This window comes from Actinocorallia lasiicapitis, from assembly GCF_054778695.1.
The window spans coordinates 1-20,132 of record NZ_BAAGZI010000073.1 but is presented as its reverse complement, the minus strand read 5'-3'; the positions used below and the strand labels follow the sequence as shown (position 1 = coordinate 20,132).

The 20,132-nt window shown below is 68.5% G+C and carries 14 protein-coding genes and 1 other RNA gene; 13 read left to right on the top strand and 2 right to left on the bottom strand.

The genetic code is table 11. The features are described 5' to 3' along the window. Positions 1-23: 23 nt before the first annotated feature. Positions 24-497 (bottom strand): redox-sensitive transcriptional activator SoxR, encoded by a 474-nt coding sequence (soxR, locus tag ACYVE7_RS11580; RefSeq protein ID WP_460364622.1) that lies wholly within the window; start codon positions 495-497, stop codon positions 24-26. A 237-nt stretch (positions 498-734) separates the two neighbouring features. Here soxR and ACYVE7_RS11575 point away from each other — a divergent pair, with 237 nt between their 5' ends. Further along, positions 735-2,285 carry a serine/threonine-protein kinase gene (locus tag ACYVE7_RS11575; RefSeq protein WP_460364621.1) on the top strand — a complete coding sequence of 517 codons (1,551 nt, stop codon included), beginning with the start codon at positions 735-737 and terminating at the stop codon, positions 2,283-2,285. 126 nt (positions 2,286-2,411) lie between these two features. Further along, positions 2,412-7,223 (top strand): NAD-glutamate dehydrogenase, encoded by a 4,812-nt coding sequence (locus ACYVE7_RS11570; protein ID WP_460364620.1) that lies wholly within the window; start codon positions 2,412-2,414, stop codon positions 7,221-7,223. Positions 7,224-7,374: 151 nt separating this feature from the next. Here ACYVE7_RS11570 and ACYVE7_RS11565 read toward each other — a convergent pair whose 3' ends face one another. Then, positions 7,375-8,313, bottom strand: coding sequence for a hypothetical protein (locus ACYVE7_RS11565; RefSeq protein ID WP_460364619.1), 939 nt, complete (start codon positions 8,311-8,313; stop codon positions 7,375-7,377). 128 nt (positions 8,314-8,441) lie between these two features. Between ACYVE7_RS11565 and prfB the strand changes: the two genes are divergently transcribed. The 11 genes from prfB to ACYVE7_RS11510 all read left to right on the top strand — a co-directional run. Continuing rightward, the gene (gene prfB / locus ACYVE7_RS11560; RefSeq protein ID WP_460364618.1) at positions 8,442-9,551 is read left to right on the top strand and encodes a peptide chain release factor 2; all 1,110 of its coding nucleotides are present in this window, start codon (positions 8,442-8,444) and stop codon (positions 9,549-9,551) included. Between the two features lie 401 nt (positions 9,552-9,952). Next, positions 9,953-10,642: a cell division ATP-binding protein FtsE gene (gene ftsE / locus ACYVE7_RS11555; protein WP_344453882.1), complete on the top strand. Its 690-nt coding sequence runs from the start codon at positions 9,953-9,955 to the stop codon at positions 10,640-10,642. Positions 10,643-10,651: 9 nt separating this feature from the next. Next, complete coding sequence (gene ftsX, locus ACYVE7_RS11550) at positions 10,652-11,569, top strand: permease-like cell division protein FtsX (RefSeq protein ID WP_460364617.1); 918 nt, start codon at positions 10,652-10,654, stop codon at positions 11,567-11,569. Between the two features lie 9 nt (positions 11,570-11,578). Further along, a complete protein-coding gene (locus tag ACYVE7_RS11545; RefSeq protein ID WP_460364616.1) occupies positions 11,579-12,466 on the top strand; it encodes a S41 family peptidase in 888 nt (295 codons plus the stop codon). A 30-nt stretch (positions 12,467-12,496) separates the two neighbouring features. Further along, positions 12,497-12,973 (top strand): SsrA-binding protein SmpB, encoded by a 477-nt coding sequence (gene smpB / locus ACYVE7_RS11540; RefSeq protein ID WP_460364615.1) that lies wholly within the window; start codon positions 12,497-12,499, stop codon positions 12,971-12,973. Positions 12,974-12,980: 7 nt separating this feature from the next. Beyond that, entirely contained in the window at positions 12,981-14,948 is a 1,968-nt protein-coding gene (locus tag ACYVE7_RS11535) for an NTF2-like N-terminal transpeptidase domain-containing protein (protein WP_460364614.1), read from the top strand. Positions 14,949-15,237: 289 nt separating this feature from the next. Then, positions 15,238-15,617: a transfer-messenger RNA gene (gene ssrA, locus ACYVE7_RS11530) on the top strand. A 340-nt stretch (positions 15,618-15,957) separates the two neighbouring features. Beyond that, entirely contained in the window at positions 15,958-16,884 is a 927-nt protein-coding gene (locus ACYVE7_RS11525; RefSeq protein WP_460364613.1) for a DNA adenine methylase, read from the top strand. Positions 16,885-16,908: 24 nt separating this feature from the next. Then, a complete protein-coding gene (locus ACYVE7_RS11520; RefSeq protein WP_460364612.1) occupies positions 16,909-17,604 on the top strand; it encodes an HNH endonuclease in 696 nt (231 codons plus the stop codon). A gap of 433 nt (positions 17,605-18,037) precedes the next feature. After that, positions 18,038-19,315, top strand: coding sequence for a hypothetical protein (locus ACYVE7_RS11515; RefSeq protein WP_460364611.1), 1,278 nt, complete (start codon positions 18,038-18,040; stop codon positions 19,313-19,315). 34 nt (positions 19,316-19,349) lie between these two features. Further along, a partial coding sequence (locus ACYVE7_RS11510) for an acyl-CoA dehydrogenase family protein (protein WP_460364610.1) occupies positions 19,350-20,132 on the top strand: 783 nt, incomplete at its 3' end.

Here is a 20,132-nt window from a genome sequence, read left to right as displayed (position 1 = left end):
GCCGACGCCCGGCGGGCCGAGCCCTATCTCGGCTGAGCGTCGCCCGCGGGGTCGGGGACGGCCTCGCGGATCGCGCGCGGTCCCGGGCCTGCCGTGCCGAGGATGTCGCCGGGGTTGGCCAGCGGGCACCGGTCCAGTGACAGGCAGCCGCAGCCGATGCACCCGGTGAGGCTGTCCTTGAGCTGCTGGAGCAGCAGGATCCGGGTGCTGAGCTCGGTCTCCCAGGACGCCGAGAGCGCCGCCCAGTCGGCCCGGTTGGGGGTGCGCTCGCCCGGCAGGACGGCCAGCGCCTCCCTGATCATCGCGAGGGAGATGCCGACCCGCTGGGCGACCCGGATGAACGCCACCCGGCGCAGGACGTCACGGTGGTAGCGGCGCTGGTTTCCGGCCGTCCTGCGGCTGGAGATCAGCCCTTCCTTCTCGTAGAACCGGAGCGTCGAGGTGGCCACACCGCTGCGTTCTGCTACTTCTCCTACCGTCAACTCCCCCTGAGACATGTGCAGAGCGTAGCCCCAGGGCCAGATTTCCGGCACTCCGGTGTGACTTGTGTCTCACTGGACAACGGAATGGGGGTGTCGAAGCGTCTGAATAACGATGTTTGTGGAACTCCCGTGTTGGGTTCGGGCAAGACTGAGTAATGGACCCTTCGCGTCTTCGCACCGGAACAGTCACGATAAGGTCCGTGCACGATATGAAGCGGGGCACGATTGTCCGTAACGACGGGGGTCTTCGGGATGGTGGCGGCTCTACGGTCCAATGATCCGCTGCGGCTGGGACCGTACGAGATCGAGGGCCGCCTGGGCGAGGGCGGCCAGGGAGTCGTCTTCCTCGGCCGGCACGAGGACGGCGGCCAGCAGTTCGCCATCAAGCTCATGCACCTGGAGGCCGACGACAAGGCCCGCGCGCGGTTCCTGCGCGAGGTCGAGGTGGCCAAGCGGGTCGCTCCGTTCTGCACCGCGCGCCTGTACGACGTGGGCGCCGACGGCGACCAGTACTACATCGTCAGCGAGTACGTGCAGGGTCCGAGCCTGCAGAACCGCGTCCAGGAGGCGGGCCCGCTCGACGGCGCCGAGCTGGACCGGCTCGCGGTCGGCACGGCGACGGCGCTGGTCGCCATCCACCAGGCCGGGATCGTGCACCGCGACTTCAAGCCGCACAACGTGCTGCTCGGCCCCGACGGACCGCGCGTGATCGACTTCGGCGTCGCCAAGGCCCTGTCGGGCTCCACCACGCTGACTAGCCGTGTCATCGGCACGCCCTCCTACATGTCGCCCGAGCAGGTCGAGGGCGACGAGGTGTCGACCTCCGCCGACGTGTTCTGCTGGGCCTCCTCCATGGTCTACGCGGCGACCGGCGAACCCCCCTTCGGCCAGGACTCGATCATGGCCGTGATCAACCGGATCGTGCATCACGAGCCGAACCTCGGCCGGGTCCAGGGCCCGCTCCGCGATCTGCTGCTGGCGTGCCTGGCCAAGGACCCGGCCGCACGTCCGCGCACCCGCGACGTCCTGATGCGCCTGCTCGGCCAGGCCGAGGCGGCTCCCGCCCCGCTCCCCGGCGAGGCGCAGACCGAGATCCTCAGCGCCGGCGCGGCCCTCGCCGAAGGCCACCCGGACGCCCAGCACACCCAGCTCGACGGCCCGAACCGCACCACGCTCCGCCAGCCCGGCCCGCCCCGGCTGACCGGGTACACCGAGACCGACATCATGGCCGCGCTGCCGCCCCGCACGGCGGCGCGGTTCGCCCGCAGGGCGCGGGTGCCGTGGTTCATCACCGCCGCCGCCGTCTCCTTCGCGATCTTCACGGCCGCGGGTGCGAGCCTGGTCGCCTACCAGATGTTCCAGGGGGCGAACGCGGGCACCACCCTGGGCCCGTCGAGCCCCGTGGACGAGGTCGGCAGCACCTTCACCGGGGGCAACGGGGTGAAGCCCCTCAAGGTTCCCGGCAACTCCAAGGGCGCTCCGGTGGCGCCCGGTTCGGGCGCCTCGTCCGGCTCGGGCTCCGCGGGCCCGACCCAGACGCTCAAGCCCGGACCGACGGGTTCCGAGGACCCCGGCAGCAGCCAGAACCCGAACCCTCCCGGCAACACCGACAATCCGAACCCGGGGAACACCGACAACCCGAACCCGGGCGGCAGCCAGACGTCGACGCCGGATCCCGGCACCCCCGACCCGGGCGGCAGCGGTTCGTCGACCCCTGACCCCGACGGCAGCGGGGGCCCCGACCCGAGCGGCAGCGCCACCCCGCCCGCGGGCGGTGGGCGCACCACCCCGGCCGCTCCCTGAGCCGTCCCCTCGGAGTTATCCACACCCTGAGGGGCCGCGGTCGGCGGCTCCGGTCGATCCGGACTACGCTGACGCCCGATGGTTCTTTGAGTTCCACATCACAACGGAGTGATGAAGGGGTCACGGGTGAACAAGGGCAAACTCGACGAAGCCAAGGACGAGCTGCTGCAGCGCGCGGCGCGGACCGGTGTTGAACCGGCCGACGCCGACGGGGTGCTGGAGTTCCTGAGGCTCTACTACCGGCAGGTCGCCCCCGAAGACCTGCTGAGCAGGGATCCGGCCGACGTGGTCGGTCCTGCGCTCGCGCACCGCCGGCTGGGCGAGGTGCGGGCCGCGGGGAGCTCCAACGTGAGGGTGTTCACCCCGAGCGTCGCGGAGAACGGCTGGGACCCGGGGCACAGCGTCGTGCAGGCGGTCACCGACGACATGCCGTATCTGATCGACAGCATCGCGATGGAGCTCGGCAGGCACGGCCTCTCCGTCCATTTGATCTTCCATCCGCTGCTTGGAGTCGACCGGTCGGCCGACGGCACGCTGGAGGAGTTCCGGCGCGGTCGCGACCTGCCGGACGATCTGGACGAGTCCTGGCTCCATCTCGAGATCGACAGGACCACCGATCCGGCCACCCTCTCCCAGATCGAGGCCGATCTGCACCGGATCCTCGCGGACGTCAGGGCCTCCGACGAGGACGAGCCGATGATGCGCTCCCTCGCCGGGCAGATCGCGCAGGAAGTGGCCGAGAGCCCGCCGCCGCTGCCCGCCAAGGAGATCGAGGAGTCGATCGAGCTGCTCGACTGGCTCGCCGACGGCCATTTCACCTTCCTCGGCTACCGCGACTACGACCTGTCGGAGGACGGCACCGCGCTGCGTCCCGTCCCCGGCAGCGGCCTGGGCATCCTGCGCGAGGAGAAGGACGAGTCGGGCAGCTTCGCCGCGCTTCCCCCCGAGGCGCGTGAGAAGGCCCGCGAGCCGAAGATGCTGGTCCTGACCAAGGCGAACAGCCGGGCGACGGTCCACCGCCCGCACTATCTCGACTACATCGGCGTGAAGCGGTTCGCCGGCGGCGAGGTGGTCGGCGAGCGCCGGTTCCTCGGCCTGTTCACGCACGTCGCCTACAGCGAGTCGATCTCTCATATCCCTGTGTTGAAGCGTAAGCTCGACGAGGTGCTGGACCGTGCGGAGGTCACTCCGGAGTCCTATGACGGCCAGGATCTCGTCGAGATCCTCGAGGCCTATCCCCGCGACGAGCTGTTCCAGACGTCGGTTGACGATCTGGGCCCGATCGCGCTGGGCGTCCTGCGGCTGCGCGACCGCCGTCAGCTCCGCCTCTTCCTGCGCAAGGACGACTACGGCCGCTACATGTCGTGCCTGGTCTACCTGCCGCGCGACCGCTACACCACCCAGATCCGCCTGCGCATCCAGGAGATCCTCCGCCAGGCGTTCCACGGGGTCGCGGTCGACTACTCGGCGCAGGTCACCGAGGGCGTCCTGGCCCGGCTGCACGTGGTGGTGCGGGGCGAGCGCGGCAAGCCGCTGCCCGAGGTCGACACCGACCAGCTCGAACAGCGTCTGGCCGCCGCCACCCGCTCCTGGGCCGACGACCTGACCGACGCGATCGTCACCCAGTGCGGCGAGGAGTCGGCGCGGCAGCTGTCCGTCAAGTACGGCGACGCGTTCCCCGAGGGCTACAAGGCCGACTTCCCGGCCCTCACCGCCGTCGACGATCTGCGCCGTCTCGACGCCCTGTCCGATGACGGCGAGACCACGATCAGCCTGTACGAGCCGTACGACGCCCCGCCGGGCGACCGCCGGCTGAAGATCTACCACCGGGGCGCCCCGATCTCGCTGTCGCATGTCCTGCCGCTGCTGCAGGACATGGGCGTCGAGGTGGTGGACGAACGCCCGTACGAGATCAACACCGGTCACCGGCAGCGGTACTGGATCTACGATCTGGGGCTGCGGCACGGCGCGACCGAGGTCGACGAGAGCCGGCTCAAGAACCTCTTCTCCGAAGCGTTCCTGGCGCTGTGGCGGGGCGAGATCGAGTCCGACCAGTTCAACGCGCTGGTCCTGCACGGCGGGCTGACGTGGCAGCAGGCGATGGTCCTGCGCGCCTACGCCCGCTACATGCGGCAGATCGGCACCACCTTCACCCAGCGGTACATCGAGGAGGTGATGGTCCGCAACGCGCCCATCGCCCGGCTGCTGGTCCAGCTCTGGGAGTCGCGCCTCAACCCCAACCTGCGCACCGGCGCGCAGGAGCGCACCGCGGCGATCGAGGAGGAGCTGGCCGGACGGCTCGACGACGTCGCCAGCCTCGACGAGGACCGCATCCTCCGCAGCTTCTTCGCCATGATCAAGGCGACGCTGCGCACGAACTTCTGGCAGGGCAAGAACTACCTGTCCTTCAAGTTCGACCCCGAGCAGATCCCCGATCTGCCGCAGCCCCGCCCCAAGTACGAGATCTTCGTCTACTCGCCGCGGGTCGAGGGCGTCCATCTGCGGTTCGGGTCCGTGGCGCGCGGCGGGTTGCGCTGGTCCGACCGGCGCGAGGACTTCAGGACCGAGGTGCTCGGCCTGGTCAAGGCGCAGGCCGTCAAGAACACCGTGATCGTCCCCGCGGGGGCGAAGGGCGGGTTCGTCGGCAAGCAGCTCCCCGATCCGGCCGTCAGCCGTGACGCCTGGCTCGCCGAGGGCATCGCCTGCTACAAGGAGTTCATCTCCGGTCTGCTCGACCTCACCGACAACCTCGTCGACGGGAAGATCGTCCCGGCGCCGCAGGTCGTCCGGCACGACGGCGACGACCCCTATCTCGTCGTCGCCGCCGACAAGGGCACCGCGACCTTCTCCGACATCGCCAACGGTGTCGCCAAGGAGTACGGCTTCTGGCTGGGCGACGCGTTCGCCTCGGGCGGCTCCGTCGGCTACGACCACAAGGCGATGGGCATCACCGCCCGCGGCGCCTGGGAGTCGGTCAAGTACCACTTCCAGGCCATGGGCCGGGATTCGCAGACCGAGGACTTCACGGTCGTCGGCGTCGGCGACATGTCGGGTGACGTGTTCGGCAACGGGATGCTGCTGTCGGAGCACATCAAGCTCGTGTGCGCCTTCGACCACCGGCACATCTTCCTCGACCCGAACCCCGACCCGGCGCTCTCGTTCGCCGAACGGCAGCGGATGTTCGCGCTGCCCCGCAGCTCCTGGGCCGACTACGACACCTCCCTGATCTCGGCGGGCGGCGGAGTCCACCCGCGCACCGCCAAGTCGATCAGGCTGACGCCCGAGGTGAAGGAGGCGCTCGGCATCGACCCCGGCGTGCAGGCGCTCGCCCCGCACGAACTGATCAGGGCCGCGCTCCTCGCGCCCGTCGACCTGCTCTGGAACGGCGGGATCGGCACCTACGTCAAGGCGTCCACCGAGAACAACGCCGACGTCGGCGACAAGGCCAACGACGCGCTCCGCGTCGACGGCGGCGAGCTGCGCGCCAAGGTCATCGGTGAGGGCGGCAACCTCGGCCTCACCCAGCTCGGCCGGATCGAGTACGCCCGCGACGGCGGCCTCGTCAACACCGACTTCATCGACAACTCCGCCGGGGTCGACACCTCCGACCACGAGGTCAACATCAAGATCCTGCTGGATCAGGTCGTCCGCGACCAGGAGATGACGCTCCAGCAGCGTGACTCGCTCCTGGACGAGATGACCGACGAGGTCGGCACCATGGTCCTGCGCGACAACTACAAGCAGAACGTGGTGCTCGCCGCGGCCCGCGCGCAGGCGCCCGAGATGATGCACGTCCACGCCCGCTACCTGCGGCGGCTGGAGCGCGACGGCAAGATCAACCGCCGGTTGGAGTTCCTGCCCGACGACAAGGCCATCGCCGAGCGCCGTCAGGCGGGCCAGGGCCTCACCTCGCCGGAGTTCGCGGTCGTCCTGTCGTACTCCAAGCTGACCCTCGACCATGATCTGCTCGACTCCGACCTGCCCGACGACCCGTACCTGGCCGACTGGCTCGTCTCCTACTTCCCGACGGCGCTGCGCACCCGGTTCCGCGACCACATGGACAGGCACCCGCTGCGCCGCGAGATCATCACCACCCAGGTGGTGAACGACCTGGTCAACAACTCCGGCACCACCTTCACGTTCCGGCTCAGCGAGGAGACGGGCGCGTCGGCGTCCGACCTGGCCCGCGCCTACCTGGTGGCCCGCGAGGTGTTCGACATGCCGCGCTTCTGGGCGGCGGTCGAGGCGACCGAGGGGATCGTCGACCAGGCCACCCAGATCGCGATGCTGCTGGAGGCGCGCAAGCTCACCGAGCGGGGGGCGCGCTGGCTGCTGCACAACCGGCGGCCGCCGTTCGACATCAGGGAGACCATCGACGCGTTCGCGCCCGGTGCGCTCGCGCTCGTCCCGTCGCTGCCGAAGCTGCTCGCCGGCCGTGACCTGGAGGCGTTCGACGAGCGCCGTGACGCGTTCGTCGCCAGGGGAGTCCCGGTCGAGCTGGCCGAGCAGGTCGCGATGATGGTGCCGGCCTACTCGACTCTGGACGTCGTCGACATCGCGCGCGCCACCGGCCACACCGTGGCGGAGGTCGCCGAGGTCTACTTCGATCTGGCCGACCGGCTCCAGCTCGCCCGTCTCCGCGACCGGGTCATCGCGCTGCCCCGTGACGACCGCTGGAAGTCCGTGGCCCGCTCCGCGCTCCGCGACGATCTGTACGCCGCGCACGCCGAGCTGACCAGTGACGTCCTGCGCAACACCGCGGCCGCCACCCCGGAAGAGCGCCTGGCCCAGTGGATCGAGCAGAACGACGCCGCCGTCCTGCGCGCCCGCCAGACCCTCTCGGAGATCTGGGAGAGCGACAGCCACGACCTGGCCACCCTCTCGGTCGCCCTCCGCGCCATCCGCACCCTGGTCCGAGCCAGCACCCTCCCCGCCTGACCCGAGGGCGTGCAGGGCCACAGCCACACCACCCGGTGGTGGTACGGAGGGGCGGGACGAGCAGCGGTCAGGAGGCCGTCTCGCCCCTCCGTAGTTCTGCGGAGACCGCCTTGGGGGGTCTCGCGTCGAGGGGGCTTGGGGGTGGGGGTGGTCAGGAGGTTTGGGCGGTGACGGCCTTGCGGGTGGTGGCGGTGACGGTGGCGTCGCCCTTGGCGGGGAGCTTGGCGAGGTACTGGATCAGGGTGGTGGTGCGGAGGGACTTCGCCTTGCCGGCGCGGGCCAGGCCGACGAGTTCGCCGGTGACGGGCACGTTGGCGCCGCGGTAGGTCTCGGCCTGCTGGAGCACGTACCAGACGACCGCGCCGCCGTCCTTGGCGCGCAGCGCGTAGGTCTGGCCAGGCACGGCGCTGAACCGGCTGGTGAAGGCGACCTTGCGCTGGGCGAAGGTCCGCCTGGTCTCCTGCAGCGCGGAGTAGGCGCCGGTGGTCTGCGGGCCCGCCGCGAGGGTCTTCGCGCCGGGCGCGTTCGGGCCGAACTGAAGCAGGGCGGCGTGCGCGTCGGCCACGCTTCCCGCGCCCCGGTCGGCGGCCTGGGCGTAGCCCTCACGGTCCAGGATCAGCCCGTTGAGCGGCCCGGTGTCGCGGCGCTGCGGGTCGGCGGCCAGCTTCCAGGGGCTGCCGGGCTCGGCCTGGACGAACAGCAGCGCGTGCTGGGTCCGCGCGCCGCGCACCGCCGACTCGGCGTCCACCGCGAACCAGCGCGGATAGGTCTCCGAGCGCGGAATGTAGAACTTGGGGGAGGCGTACCCGAGCGGCACGACCTTCGCCTTCGCGGCCTGCCGCCGCTTGTACAGGGCGGTGTCCATGGCGAGCTGCGGCCCCGTCTCCACCGTCGCCAGCAGCGCCCCGTCGAGCCCGGCGCCCGCCCGCGCGACCGTCTCCTGGTACCGCTTCAGCACGTCGCGCGCCTGCTCCCTGGTCAGCGCGGGCCCGATCCCCGCCGCGGCGTCCTTCGCGGCGCCACCGCACGCGACGGCCAGCGCCAGCGGCGACAACACCAGGATCGGAGCCAGCAGGAACGCAGCGCGCATGAACGGCCTCGCAGAGTGAAGGTGCCCGGGACGCCCGTAGCATCGCACAGTGAACGTCTGCTCACTCACCGTTTACTGGCTTTGCGCCCCATGGATGGGGGAGTGTGGTCGGGCGATAGGCTGGGCGGGTGGCAGCCATTGACCCTCTGGACCAGATCAAGGAGCTCGGCGCGACACTTGACGGCATCGAAGCCGTCATGGATCTCGACGTCATGCGCCGTGACATCGCCGAGCTGCGCGACCAGTCCGCAGACCCCGACCTGTGGAGCGACCAGGAGCACGCCCAGGCCGTGACGCGCCGCCTGTCCAGCCTCGAATCCGAGGTGACGAAGGTGGAGTCGCTCCGTACCCGGCTCGGGGACGTCGAGGCCGCCTACGAGCTCGCGCTGGAAGACCCTTCCTTCAAGGAGGAGGCGGATTCCGACCTCGAGTCGCTCGCCAAGGAGATGCGCGCCCTCGAGGTGCGCACCCTGATGTCCGGCGAGTACGACGTCCGTGAGGCGCTCGTGTCGATCAACGCCCAGGCCGGCGGGGTCGACGCGGCGGCGTTCGCGCAGCAGCTCCAGCGGATGTACCTGCGCTGGGCCGAGCGGCACGGCTACCCCACGGAGATCTTCGAGACGTCGTTCGCCGAAGAGGCCGGGATCAAGTCGACGACCTTCGCGGTCAAGGTCCCCTACGCCTACGGCACGCTCCGCGGCGAGCACGGCACCCACCGGATGGTCCGGATCTCCGCCTACGACAACCAGGGGCGGCGGCAGACCTCGTTCGCGGGCGTCGACATCGTGCCGGTCGTCGAGCAGTCCGACCACGTCGAGATCAACGAGGACGATCTGCGGATCGACGTGTACCGCTCGTCGGGCCCCGGCGGCCAGGGCGTCAACACGACCGACTCGGCCGTCCGGATCACCCATCTGCCGACGGGGATCGTCGTCTCCTGCCAGAACGAGCGCTCCCAGCTCCAGAACCGGGCCTCGGCGATGAACGTCCTGCAGGCCAAGCTGCTGGAGCGCAAGCGCCAGGAGGAGGCCGACGAGCTGAACAAGCTGCGCGGCGAGGGCACCAGCTCCTGGGGCACCCAGATCCGCAGCTATGTCGTGCACCCGTACCAGATGGTCAAGGACCTGCGGACCCTCCACGAGGAGGGCAACCCCGAGCGCGTCCTGGACGGCTGGATCGACGACTTCCTCGAGGCCGAGATCCGCTGGCTCCGCAAGGGTGAGGCAGAAGAGGCCTAAAAGGCCCCAGAACGTACGACGGCGCCCCGCCCCCCTCTCGGTGAGGGGGCGCGGGGCGCTCGTCCGTCATGCCAGATGCGGCGCGAGCAGACTGAACGCCAGAATCAGCAGCAGGGCGGCTGCGATCGCGAGCTGCTGCGGCGTGAACCCCCCTTGCTGCCCGTGCATCTGGGCCCGGACCGCGCGGCAACTTCCGCACCGTCCCTCGGCCACAGGCCCGGCGCAGCTGGCGCAGACGAGATGGTCACAGCACATACGCGTGTCCTCCTTCCCAACCTGAGGCACCGATGTCCCGAAGAGGGACTATCCATGCCAGTGTCACCCCTAGACTGCTCCTCAGCCAACTCCGAGGGGGACACCATGGCCCATCAGCCCCTAGACTGGCGCACCGTGATGCAGCCGTGATTAATTTCGACAACGTCACCAAGGTCTACCCGAACCAGAACCGCCCGTCCCTCCAGCACTGCAACGTCGCCGTCGAAAAGGGCGAGTTCGTGTTCCTGGTCGGGCCGTCGGGGTCGGGTAAGTCGACGTTCCTTCGCCTGATCCTCAAAGAGGAGCGTCCTTCGCAGGGCCATGTGTACGTGGCCGGCAAGGACCTCAACAAGCTGACGAACTGGAAGGTTCCGCACCTGCGCCGCCGCATCGGCTGCGTCTTCCAGGACTTCCGGCTGCTCCCCAACAAGAACGTCTTCGAGAATGTAGCGTTCGCGCTCGAAGTGATCGGGAAGCCGCGCCGGTTCATCGCCAAAGTGGTGCCCGAGGTCATCGATCTGGTGGGCCTCGAAGGCAAGCAGCACCGGATGCCGGACGAGCTGTCCGGTGGCGAGCAGCAGCGGGTGGCGATCGCCCGCGCGTTCGTCAACCGTCCGATGATCCTGCTGGCCGACGAGCCGACGGGAAACATCGACCCCGCGACGTCCATCGGCATCATGAAGGTCCTGGACCGCATCAACCGCACCGGGACGACCGTCGTGATGGCGACCCACGACGCAGCGATCGTCGACGCGTTCCGCAAGCGCGTCGTCGAGCTCGAGGACGGCAGGGTCGTGCGCGACCAGTCCCGCGGCGTCTACGGCCAGGCCTACTAAGGATTTTCGATGAGACTGCACTTCGTACTCCAGGAGATCTGGATCGGCCTGCGCCGGAACCTGACGATGACGATCTCCCTGGTCATCACCGTCGCCATCGCCATGGCGCTCTTCGGCACCGGCATGTTGATCAAGAAGCAGGTCGACTCGTCCAAGGGCTACTGGTACGACAAGGTCGAGGTCTCGATCTATCTGTGCAACAAGACGAGCGCCAACACGAAGTGCAACAAGAAGGACTTCACCGAGGATCAGCGGAAGAACGTGACCGACGCCCTCAGGCGGCTGCCCGCGGTGGAGGCGGTCGAGTTCGAGTCGGCGGACGCCGCGTTCAAGCGCTTCAAGGAGCTCTTCGCCAAGAGCCCCGGTCTGATCCAGGGGACCAAGGTCGGTGACATCCCGGCGTCGCTGCGGGTGAAGCTGAAGGACCCCGAGAAGATCGAGCAGGTGGTGCAGGCCGCCGAAGGCTTCCGGGACGGCGGCCAGGGCGTCGACCAGGTGATCAACGAGCGGGAACTGCTGCAGAAACTGTTCAAGATCTTGAACGGTCTCCAGTGGGCGGCTCTGTTCATCGCGCTGATCCAGGTGTTCGCGGCGGTCCTGCTGGTGGGTAACACGGTCCGGCTGTCGGCGTTCAACCGAAGGCGCGAGACGGGCATCATGCGGCTGGTCGGCGCGTCGAACATGTACATCCAGCTTCCGTTCATCCTGGAAGGCGCCATCGCGGGCCTGGCGGGCGGTGCGATCGCGGCGGTCCTGCTGGTGGGCAGCAAGGTCCTGCTGATCGACCGGCTGGAGAGTTCGCTCGGCTTCGCCAGCCATCTGACCTGGACGCAGGTGTTCGGCGTCATCATCTTCTCGGTCGCCGTCGGTGTTCTGCTCTGTGCCGGTGCGTCGTTCCTCACCCTGCGGCGCTACCTGAAGATTTAAGCTTCGTCTGTGGTGCCTCCGGGTCGGGGACGGGTGACGCGCTGGACGGCCGTGCTGGCCGCCCTGGCGGTCGCCTACGGCCTGGGGGCGTTCACGGGGACGCACGGGCGGCCGTCGCGGATCGAGACCGCCGCCCACCAGGACGGGTCCGTGCTCGACGAGGCGTCGCGGCGGATCTCCGCCGCCGCCGACAAGCCCGTCGCCGCCGACCGGCTGCGCGCCGCGGCGATCAGCGGGATGCTGAAGGAGCTCGGCGACCCGTGGGCGCGCTACTACCCGGCGCCCGACTACCGCGACTTCAACGCCTGGCTGAACGGCGAACGCAAGACCGTCGACGCCGAGCCCGAAGCCGGGGACGTCACGGTGCGCAGGGAAAAGAAGATGACGGTGGTGCGGGTGGCGGTGTTCACTCGGGGGGTCGGCGCGCAGGTGCGCGCCGCGGTGCGCGACTCGCACGCGGTGATCCTCGATCTGCGCGGCAACCCGGGCGGCCTGCTGGACGAGGCCGTCGACACGGCGTCGGCGTTCCTGACGTCCGGACCGGTCGTGACGTACGAGAAACGCGGCAGACCCGCTGAGGTGATTCAGGTCACATCGCCGGGCGATCCGCAGGTTCCCGTCGTCGTACTGGTCGACGGGGGCACGGCCAGCGCCGCCGAGATCGTCGCAGGCTGCCTGCGCGACCGGGACCGGGCGGTGATCATAGGATCTTCCACGTTCGGCAAGGGAACGGTTCAGGAGCCGGTCAAGCTCTCGGACGGCTCGGCCGTCGAGCTGACGGTCGGTCGCTACCTGACCCCCGCCGGCCGTAACCTCGAGGGGGTCGGTATCGAGCCGGACGTGGCGGTCCGGTCCGATCACGCCGAGCAGCGCGCCCGTGATGTGCTGAACGTATAAGGCGTGGAGCCGGAAAGAGAGTAGGGAAGAGTGCCGCGCGAGCAGGGGCAGAAGTACATCGCCCAGAACAAGAAGGCGCGCTACGACTACCACATCGTGGACACCTGGGAGGCGGGCCTGGTGCTGACCGGGACCGAGGTGAAGTCGTTGCGGCAGGGCCGCGCGTCGCTGGTCGACGGCTACGCGGCCGTCGACGGGCATGACGAGGTCTTCCTCTACAACGTGCACATCCCCGAGTACTCGCAGGGCACCTGGACCAACCACACGGCCCGGCGCACCCGCAAGCTGCTGCTGAACCGCCGCGAGATCACGAAGATCATCAAGGAGACCAACGAGCCGGGATTGACGCTGATCCCGCTGTCCCTGTATTTCAAGGACGGCAGGGCGAAGGTCGAGATCGGGCTCGCCCGCGGCAAGAAGGACTTCGACAAACGGCAGACCATCGCCAAACGCGACTCGGACCGGGAGATCGCCCGGACGCTCCGCGCGCGCAACAGGGGTCGGTGAAACTCTTTTGAGCAAGGCTCGTCGGATCGTCGCGGCCGGTACCGGTTCGGTGCTGCTGCTCGGCGCCCTGTCGGCGTGCGCCCAGGCGTCGCCGTTCAACACCGTCAAGGACTTCCTGATCGCGTGGGAGGCCGGCAAGTACGACGACGCGGCCAAGCTCACCGACTCCGCCGACAGGGCGGGCGTCGCGAACGCGCTGCGCGACGTCCGGACCCAGCTCGACGCGGCGTCGCTGCGGCTGCGGCTCAAGGCCGAGCCGACCTCCGGCGCCGCCGAGGCCAAGGGCCGGGTCGACCGCCCGTCCGACGACGAGGCCGTCGCCCGGTTCAACGTCCGGATCGACCTCGGTGAGAACGGCCGTCCCTGGAGCTACATCAGCCGGATGCCGCTCCAGCGGACCGACGGCAAGTGGAAGGTCGTCTGGAGCCCGGCGATCATCCACGAGTCGCTGAAGCCCGGCGGCAGGCTCGCCGTCGTCAGCGAGTTCCCCGCCCGCCAGCAGATCTTCGACGTAAAGGGCCAGTCGCTGCTCAAAATGGGCAGGAACTCGCTGATCGAGGTGCTGCCCCGCGAGGTCACGGACGCCGACGCCGTCGCCAAGGCGATCAGCAAGGCCACCGAGATGGACGCGGGACGGATCCGCGGCCGGATCCTGTCCGCGCCGCCCAACAAGCGGCTGCTGCTCGCCACCCTCACCGCGAACGACCCCAAGGCCAACGGCCTCAACGCGCTGCCCGGCGTCTATGTGACCGTCCGGGAGCTGCGCAACGAGCCGCGGATGGCGAAGGAACTGGTCGGCGCCGTCGGCCCCGCCACCACCGACCTGCTCGCCCAGGTCGGCGCGCCCTACCAGCCGGGCGACACGATCGGCCAGTCCGGCCTCCAGCTCCGGTTCCAGCGGCGGCTCGCCGGCACCCCCACCGTGAAGATCGTCTCGCTGGACGCCAACGGCACCGCGAAAGAGCTCAAGGACTTCGGGGCCGAAGACGTCAACAGCACCGCCGGCGGCGACGCGAGCATCCCCAAGCCGGTCAGGACCACCATCGACCCGCGGCTCCAGGCCAAGGCCGAGAACGCGCTGCGCGGGCTCGCGCTGCCCGCGTCCATCGTCACCGTCAAGGGCCAGACCGGCCGGGTCGTCGCCGTCGCCAACGTCAACACCGGGGGCGTCAACAAGGCGTTCCTCGGCCAGTACGCGCCCGGCACGACCTTCTCGCCGATGCTGGCCTCACCGATGCTCGCGGACGACTCCGCCCTCACCCGGCGCCAGCCCTGCCCCGCCCAGGAGAACGTCTCCGGAGTGGAACTCACCAGCCCCCAGCAGCGGGCCAAATCCACCGTCGGAGCCAACCTGGCGTCCGGCTGCGGCACCGGCATCGCGACCCTCGCCGGCGGGCTCGACCAGACCAACGTCGACAGCGTGATCAGATCGTTCGGGCTGGACGTGCCGTGGGAACTGTCCGGGGTGCCGCACGCCCCGCCCGTCATCACCGCCCCCACGACCGAGGCCGACAAGGTCAACATGATGGTCGGGAAGAGCGGCATCGCCGTCAGCCCGCTGACCATGGCGCTCATCGCGTCCGCCATCCAGACCAACGGCTGGGCCCCACCGCAGCTCATCACCGACCCGGTGCCCGAAGCCGGTCTCGACGACGTCCGCAGGCTCCAGCCGGGCGCATGGACCAACCTCTCGGCGATCATGGAAGCGGGGGCGCGGCGCGGCGGATCCGGCTACAACATCTCCTCCGCCAAACGGCTCCAAGGCGGAGTCACCGCGACCGTCACCCAGGACGACGGCAAGACCGTCTCGTGGTTCGTCGGCTACAACAAGGACTCCTACGGGTTCGCGATCGCCGTCGAAGGCAACTACCCGATGGCCAGGCTCGCCGCCGAATTCCTCAACGCGCCCTACGAACTGCAAGGGCCCGTCACCCCCGTCACCCCCACCGTCCCCACCGGCCAGACACCCGCCTGACCAGGCGTCCCCAGCAGACCACAGCCAGGCCCGCCACCGGATTTACGATCACTTTGCGTCCAGTGATCAACCGGAAGCGGGCCTCGCTGCGTCTTCACCCATGATCGGAGCGCCGCTCGGGGGGTTGCGGAACTCCGATCGCCGTGAAAGACCGGCCCGACCCTGCCGGTCCCGCCCCGGCGGACGCCCGCTGATGCGCGTCCGCCGGGGCCACACCCCCCACCCCACGGAATACCGTTGGCCCCCCACGCGTTCACCCGGTAGGCTGTCCACGTTGACAACTACACATGGGGCTGACTGGCTTCGACTGCGGTAGTCGTGCCAGGAGAAGCGGGCCGAGGGCTGCGTACGTGACCTCGTTAATCCTGCGTTCGCAAAACAACAAGTGCCAACTCTAAGCGCACTGACTTCGAACTCGCTGCCTAAACAGCAGCGCTAAGAGGTCTGTCGGCCCGGGATCGCCTCCGACCCGGGACCCGGCATCGTAAGGAGGCTCAACCGTTCGCATCGGTCACGGATGTGAACGGGAAACCAAACAGTGACTGGGCCTGGCGGCGTAATTGCCTGTGAAAGCGCCGAGGCCGAGTAGACCGCCCTCACAAGGCTGCGCCCGGAGAAGACCTGTCTCATTGCCGTAGGACCAGGGTTCGATTCCCTGCAGCTCCACGAGTCCCGGGGCCCGGGTGTGCTCGAAAGCATTCGCTTTCTCGCACACCCGGGCCTCTTCGTGTTGACCCGGGGGATAACCCCCGGACCCCCAGCCATTAGTTGCTTGGGCCTCGCTTCGCTCGGGCTCATCCTTTTTGGGGCTGTCGCCCCAACCCCGGTCAGGGGCTTCGCCCCCGACCCCCCCAACATTTCGTGGTGCTTTCGATCAATCTCTGTCGTCGTTACGGGACGCAAGACGCCCGTTGCGTGCTGGTTCACTCACGCTTGTGCGGTGGCCCACTCATGCCGTCGGTGGCGCGTCGTGGCGACAGTGTCAGAGGGGCCGTTTACATTGGTGCGCATGGTCAACCTCCTCGCATCCGCCCGCATCGGCAGTGACGGTCTGCGCGAGGTGACACCGACGAAGCTCGAAGCCTTGAAGTCCGCACCGCACCCGTTCCCGTATCAAGGAAGCAAGCGCGCGCTTGCTCACAGCATCATCCACCTGCTGCCCGACGACACGCAGACGCTCGTCGAACCGTTTGCGGGGTCAGCGGCGATCAGCATCGCTGCGCGGCATCTCGGCAGGGCCACGCAGGCGGTCATCAACGATGTGAACGAGCCACTCATGGAACTGTGGCAGCGAATCATCGATGCCCCTGACGAACTGGTCGACGCCTACGAGCGCATGTGGAACGACTCCCTCGGTGATCCGAAAGCATTCTTTGTAGCACGGCGCGTTGAGTTCAACGAGACGCACGATCCCGCACTCCTGCTGTATCTGCTCAATCGCATCGTTAAGGGTGCGGTCCGATACGGTAAGAGCGGCGCATTCAATCAGTCTGCGGACAACCGACGGTTGGGTGCCCGCCCTGAAACGGTAAGGTCGCGAGTTCACGAAACATCGGCGGTAATGAGCGGGACAAAGGTTCACTCGGGGTCGTATGAGTCGCTTCTAGTTAATGCGTCAGCGCGGGATGTGGTTTACCTAGACCCGCCGTATCAGGGTGTCACCAATGTGGCAGACCACCGCTACATGGCTGGTCTTGCGCGCGAAGAGTTCGAACACTCCCTTGCCGAAGCAAACCGCAATGGCATCTCATATGTTGTCTCGTATGACGCGATCCGCGACGACAACAAGTATGGGAGGCCTCTATCTGACGCTCTCGATCTTACGCACCTTCACATCGTGGCGGGGAGATCCGCTCAGGGCACGCTCAGCGGGCGAGATGAGGTCACGATCGAGTCGATCTACCTGTCTCCTGCTCTCGTCTCGCGTCTGCAGTAGGGTCGAACCCAGTAGCCTGCGAGCGTGAGTTACTCCGAAGAGTTCATCATGTGGGCGAACGCGGTCCCGAAGTCACAGCGTGCCGCGAAAGCGCTTGAGCTCATCCTCGAGCGTGGGACGGTGACGACTGGCGACTTGAAGGCAGCGGGATACGACCACCCGCCACGAGCGATCCGCGACCTCAAGGACGCTGGCTTCCACATCGAGAGTAAAATCGTCACTGTCGGTGGACGGCGCATGAGCCGCTACACCATGGTCGACACGATCAGCGAAGGGTTCGCGCAGCGCCGCCCCATCTCTAGTGTTTTCCGCTCGCGTCTGTTCGACGCGCATGGCTACCGCTGTGCTGTCTGTGGCGGAGAATTTGTTGGGCGAATGCTTCAGGCAGACCATCGCGTACCCTTCCATATTGGCGGCGATCCCGAAGTCTTCGCCATTCAAGATTTCATGCCGGTGTGCGGTTCGGACAATAGGGCGAAGTCGATGTCCTGCGAGACCTGCCCGAACTGGACCATCAGGGATCGAATCACCTGTGAGACTTGCTATTGGCACGACCCTGAGAGCTACGAACATGTGGCAACCGCGCAGGAGCGCAGGCTCACCATCACTGCTCAGGGTTCAGACGTTCGTGTCATTGATATCGCCTGGGAACAGGCAGAGAAGTCCGGCATCAGTCTTGAGGAATATACGCTGAACCGCTTGAGGGGTACTGAAGGCTGACCGGCTCAGGGCGCCGCGCTCCGACTGCTAGAGCCTGAAGCCGGACTTCGCCTCCTCAAGCAAGGTGAGCTGCTCTCGCTGCGGATAACAGGGGTGTCCGGACGGTGGGCCGAAGGTCGAACCTGGTGGCTGGATGGTTCCAGTGGCGGGAGGGGGTCTCAGTGGGTGGGATGGGGTTGAGGTGGGGGGATCTTGGGTGGTAGGTATGGTGTGCGGTTCGCCACGTAAGTGGAGGGGGACGCCCTGGTTGTCGGGGTTGTGGCGTCTTGGGCGAATGGCGTTCTGATTTGTTATCCGGGTGGGGCGTCGGAAATATTGATCTTCGCGTAGCCTGTGCCGCATGTCCGATCAGGGGGAGCTTTCGGCGCGTCCGGAAACCGGGGCCGAAGGTAGAGCTGTGCAGCGCGCTGACGATGACGACTTTGAAGCCGGGATGCCGCAGACAGGGCCGCAGGCCGTGTTCGCCGAACCCGTCGCTTCCGGGGAGTACGCCGTGCTGCCGGAAACGCAGACGCAGCCCACGGCCGACGTGCCCGTGGCGGGAGACCTCCGGGAGTTCCCGGTGCGGCCCGCGGACGTCCGGCACGACGGAATCGGGTTCGGAGCCGGAGTCGTGCCCTCGCAGGACTCCGCGCTCCTCGGGCACGGCGGCCTGACCGGGCCCCAGCCGGTCCTCGGCGAAGAGCCCGTCGGCGTGCAGTCGGTGTTCCGCGCGCCCGAGGCCGCCGCCGAGGCCGAACTCGGCGACCTGGACTCCGGGCCAGGCGTCGCCCAGTACGCCGGGGTGGACATGTCGGGGCCCGCCGGGCCCGCCAAAGCCGGGATCCCGTCGTCGGGGAACTGGCAGATGCCCGACTGGATGCGGGAAGAGACCGAGGCCAACCGGGCCGCCGGAGTGTCCGGGGCCGGGCTCGACGAAGACGAGATGAAGCGGGACCGCACCAGGACCTATGCGATCGCCGGGCTGTCCGTCCTGGGCGTCGCGCTCGTCGCGGCGCTCGCCGTCGTGGTGCTCGGCAACGACGGGGGAGACGACCCCGAGGTCAAGAGCCCCGGAGCCGTGGTCCCCGGAGAGTCGAACAGCGCGGTGCCCTCGCCCGCGCCCGGCGAGACCCTCCAGGTGCCGGCCCGCGCCGACAAGCCGCTCAAGAAGTTCACCGGAGCAGGGTCGCCCGTCGTCGGAATGATCAACGACTCGGCCTCGGGACTGGCCTACCCCAGGCTCGGCGGCAAATGGGTGGTGCCGACCAAGCAGAACAAGCTCGCGCAGCCCGGCTGGACCGGCCAGCAGATCATGGTGACCGAGCACGTCGGCTCAGTACTGGTACGGGACGATCCTGTCGTCGCCGCTCGGAGCCGTCGAGCGCCGGGCCGGCGGAGGCGGGAACCTGAAGGACACGACGGTCGCGTCGGCGGCCTCGCTCCAGCAGCGGCTCTACTCGTTCAAGCACACCACCAAGGCGGTCGCCTCGCAGCCGCTGACCGTCGACGGGCACAAGGGCTGGCTCGTCGCCGACTACCTCGGCTACAAGCGGGCCGGGATCAAGGCCACCGGCGAGGTCGTGGTCACCGCGGTGATCGACACCGGCAAGCAGGTGCCGTCGGTGCTGTTCATCTCGATGCCGAACACCAGCAAGAAGAGCTGGCGCGACATCACGACCGTCCTCACCAAGATGAAGGTCGCCTCATAGTCAGTCGAATCGTGTTCTAGTAAGTTGTGGCTTACCCCTGTGGAGGAGTGAGTCATGGCGATCGGTGTGACCGAGGAACACGAGGCCCTGGCCGCCTCGGTGCGCGGGCAGGCGGGGCGCGGCGTGCTCTCCGGCGACCTGTTCGGACTGCATCTGGGCGAGGAGCACGGCGGGCAGGGGTTCGGTCTCGTCGAACTGGCCGTCGCCGTCGAGGAACTGGGCCGCGCCCGGTTCGGCGGGCCCTATGTTCCGACGGTCCTGGCGTCCGCGGGGCTCGCCGGGAGCGGGCACGGCAAGGAGTGGCTGCCGGGCCTCGCCGACGGGTCGCGGACGGCCGCCGTCGGCTTCGGCACGGGCCTGACCAGGGACGGCGACACCGTCTCCGGCACCGTCGAGATCGTCCTGGGCGCCCCCGCCGATCTCTATGTGCTCCCCGCCGGCCCCGCCTGGGTGGTCCTGGACGCCGCGCGCGTCACCGTCGAGGAGGTCGACTCCCTCGATCAGGACCGGCCGGTGGCACGCGTCCGGGTCGAGGCCGGCGCGGCTCCCCTGGTCGATCTGGGGGATTTCGCCGGACTCGTCACGGTGATTCTCGGGGCCGAAGCCTGTGGAATCGCCGCTCGGGCGCTGGAAGACACGACCGGATACGCAGTGGTGCGTGAGCAGTTCGGCCGGCCGATCGGGCAGTTTCAGGGCGTCAAGCACAAGGCGGCGCGGATGCTCGTGCTCGTCGAGCGGGCACGGGCCGCCGTCTGGGACGCCGCGCGGTCCCTCGATCCGTACGCGGTCGCGTCGGCGGGCCTGCTCGCGCCCGACGCGGCGGTGCGGTGCGCGGCC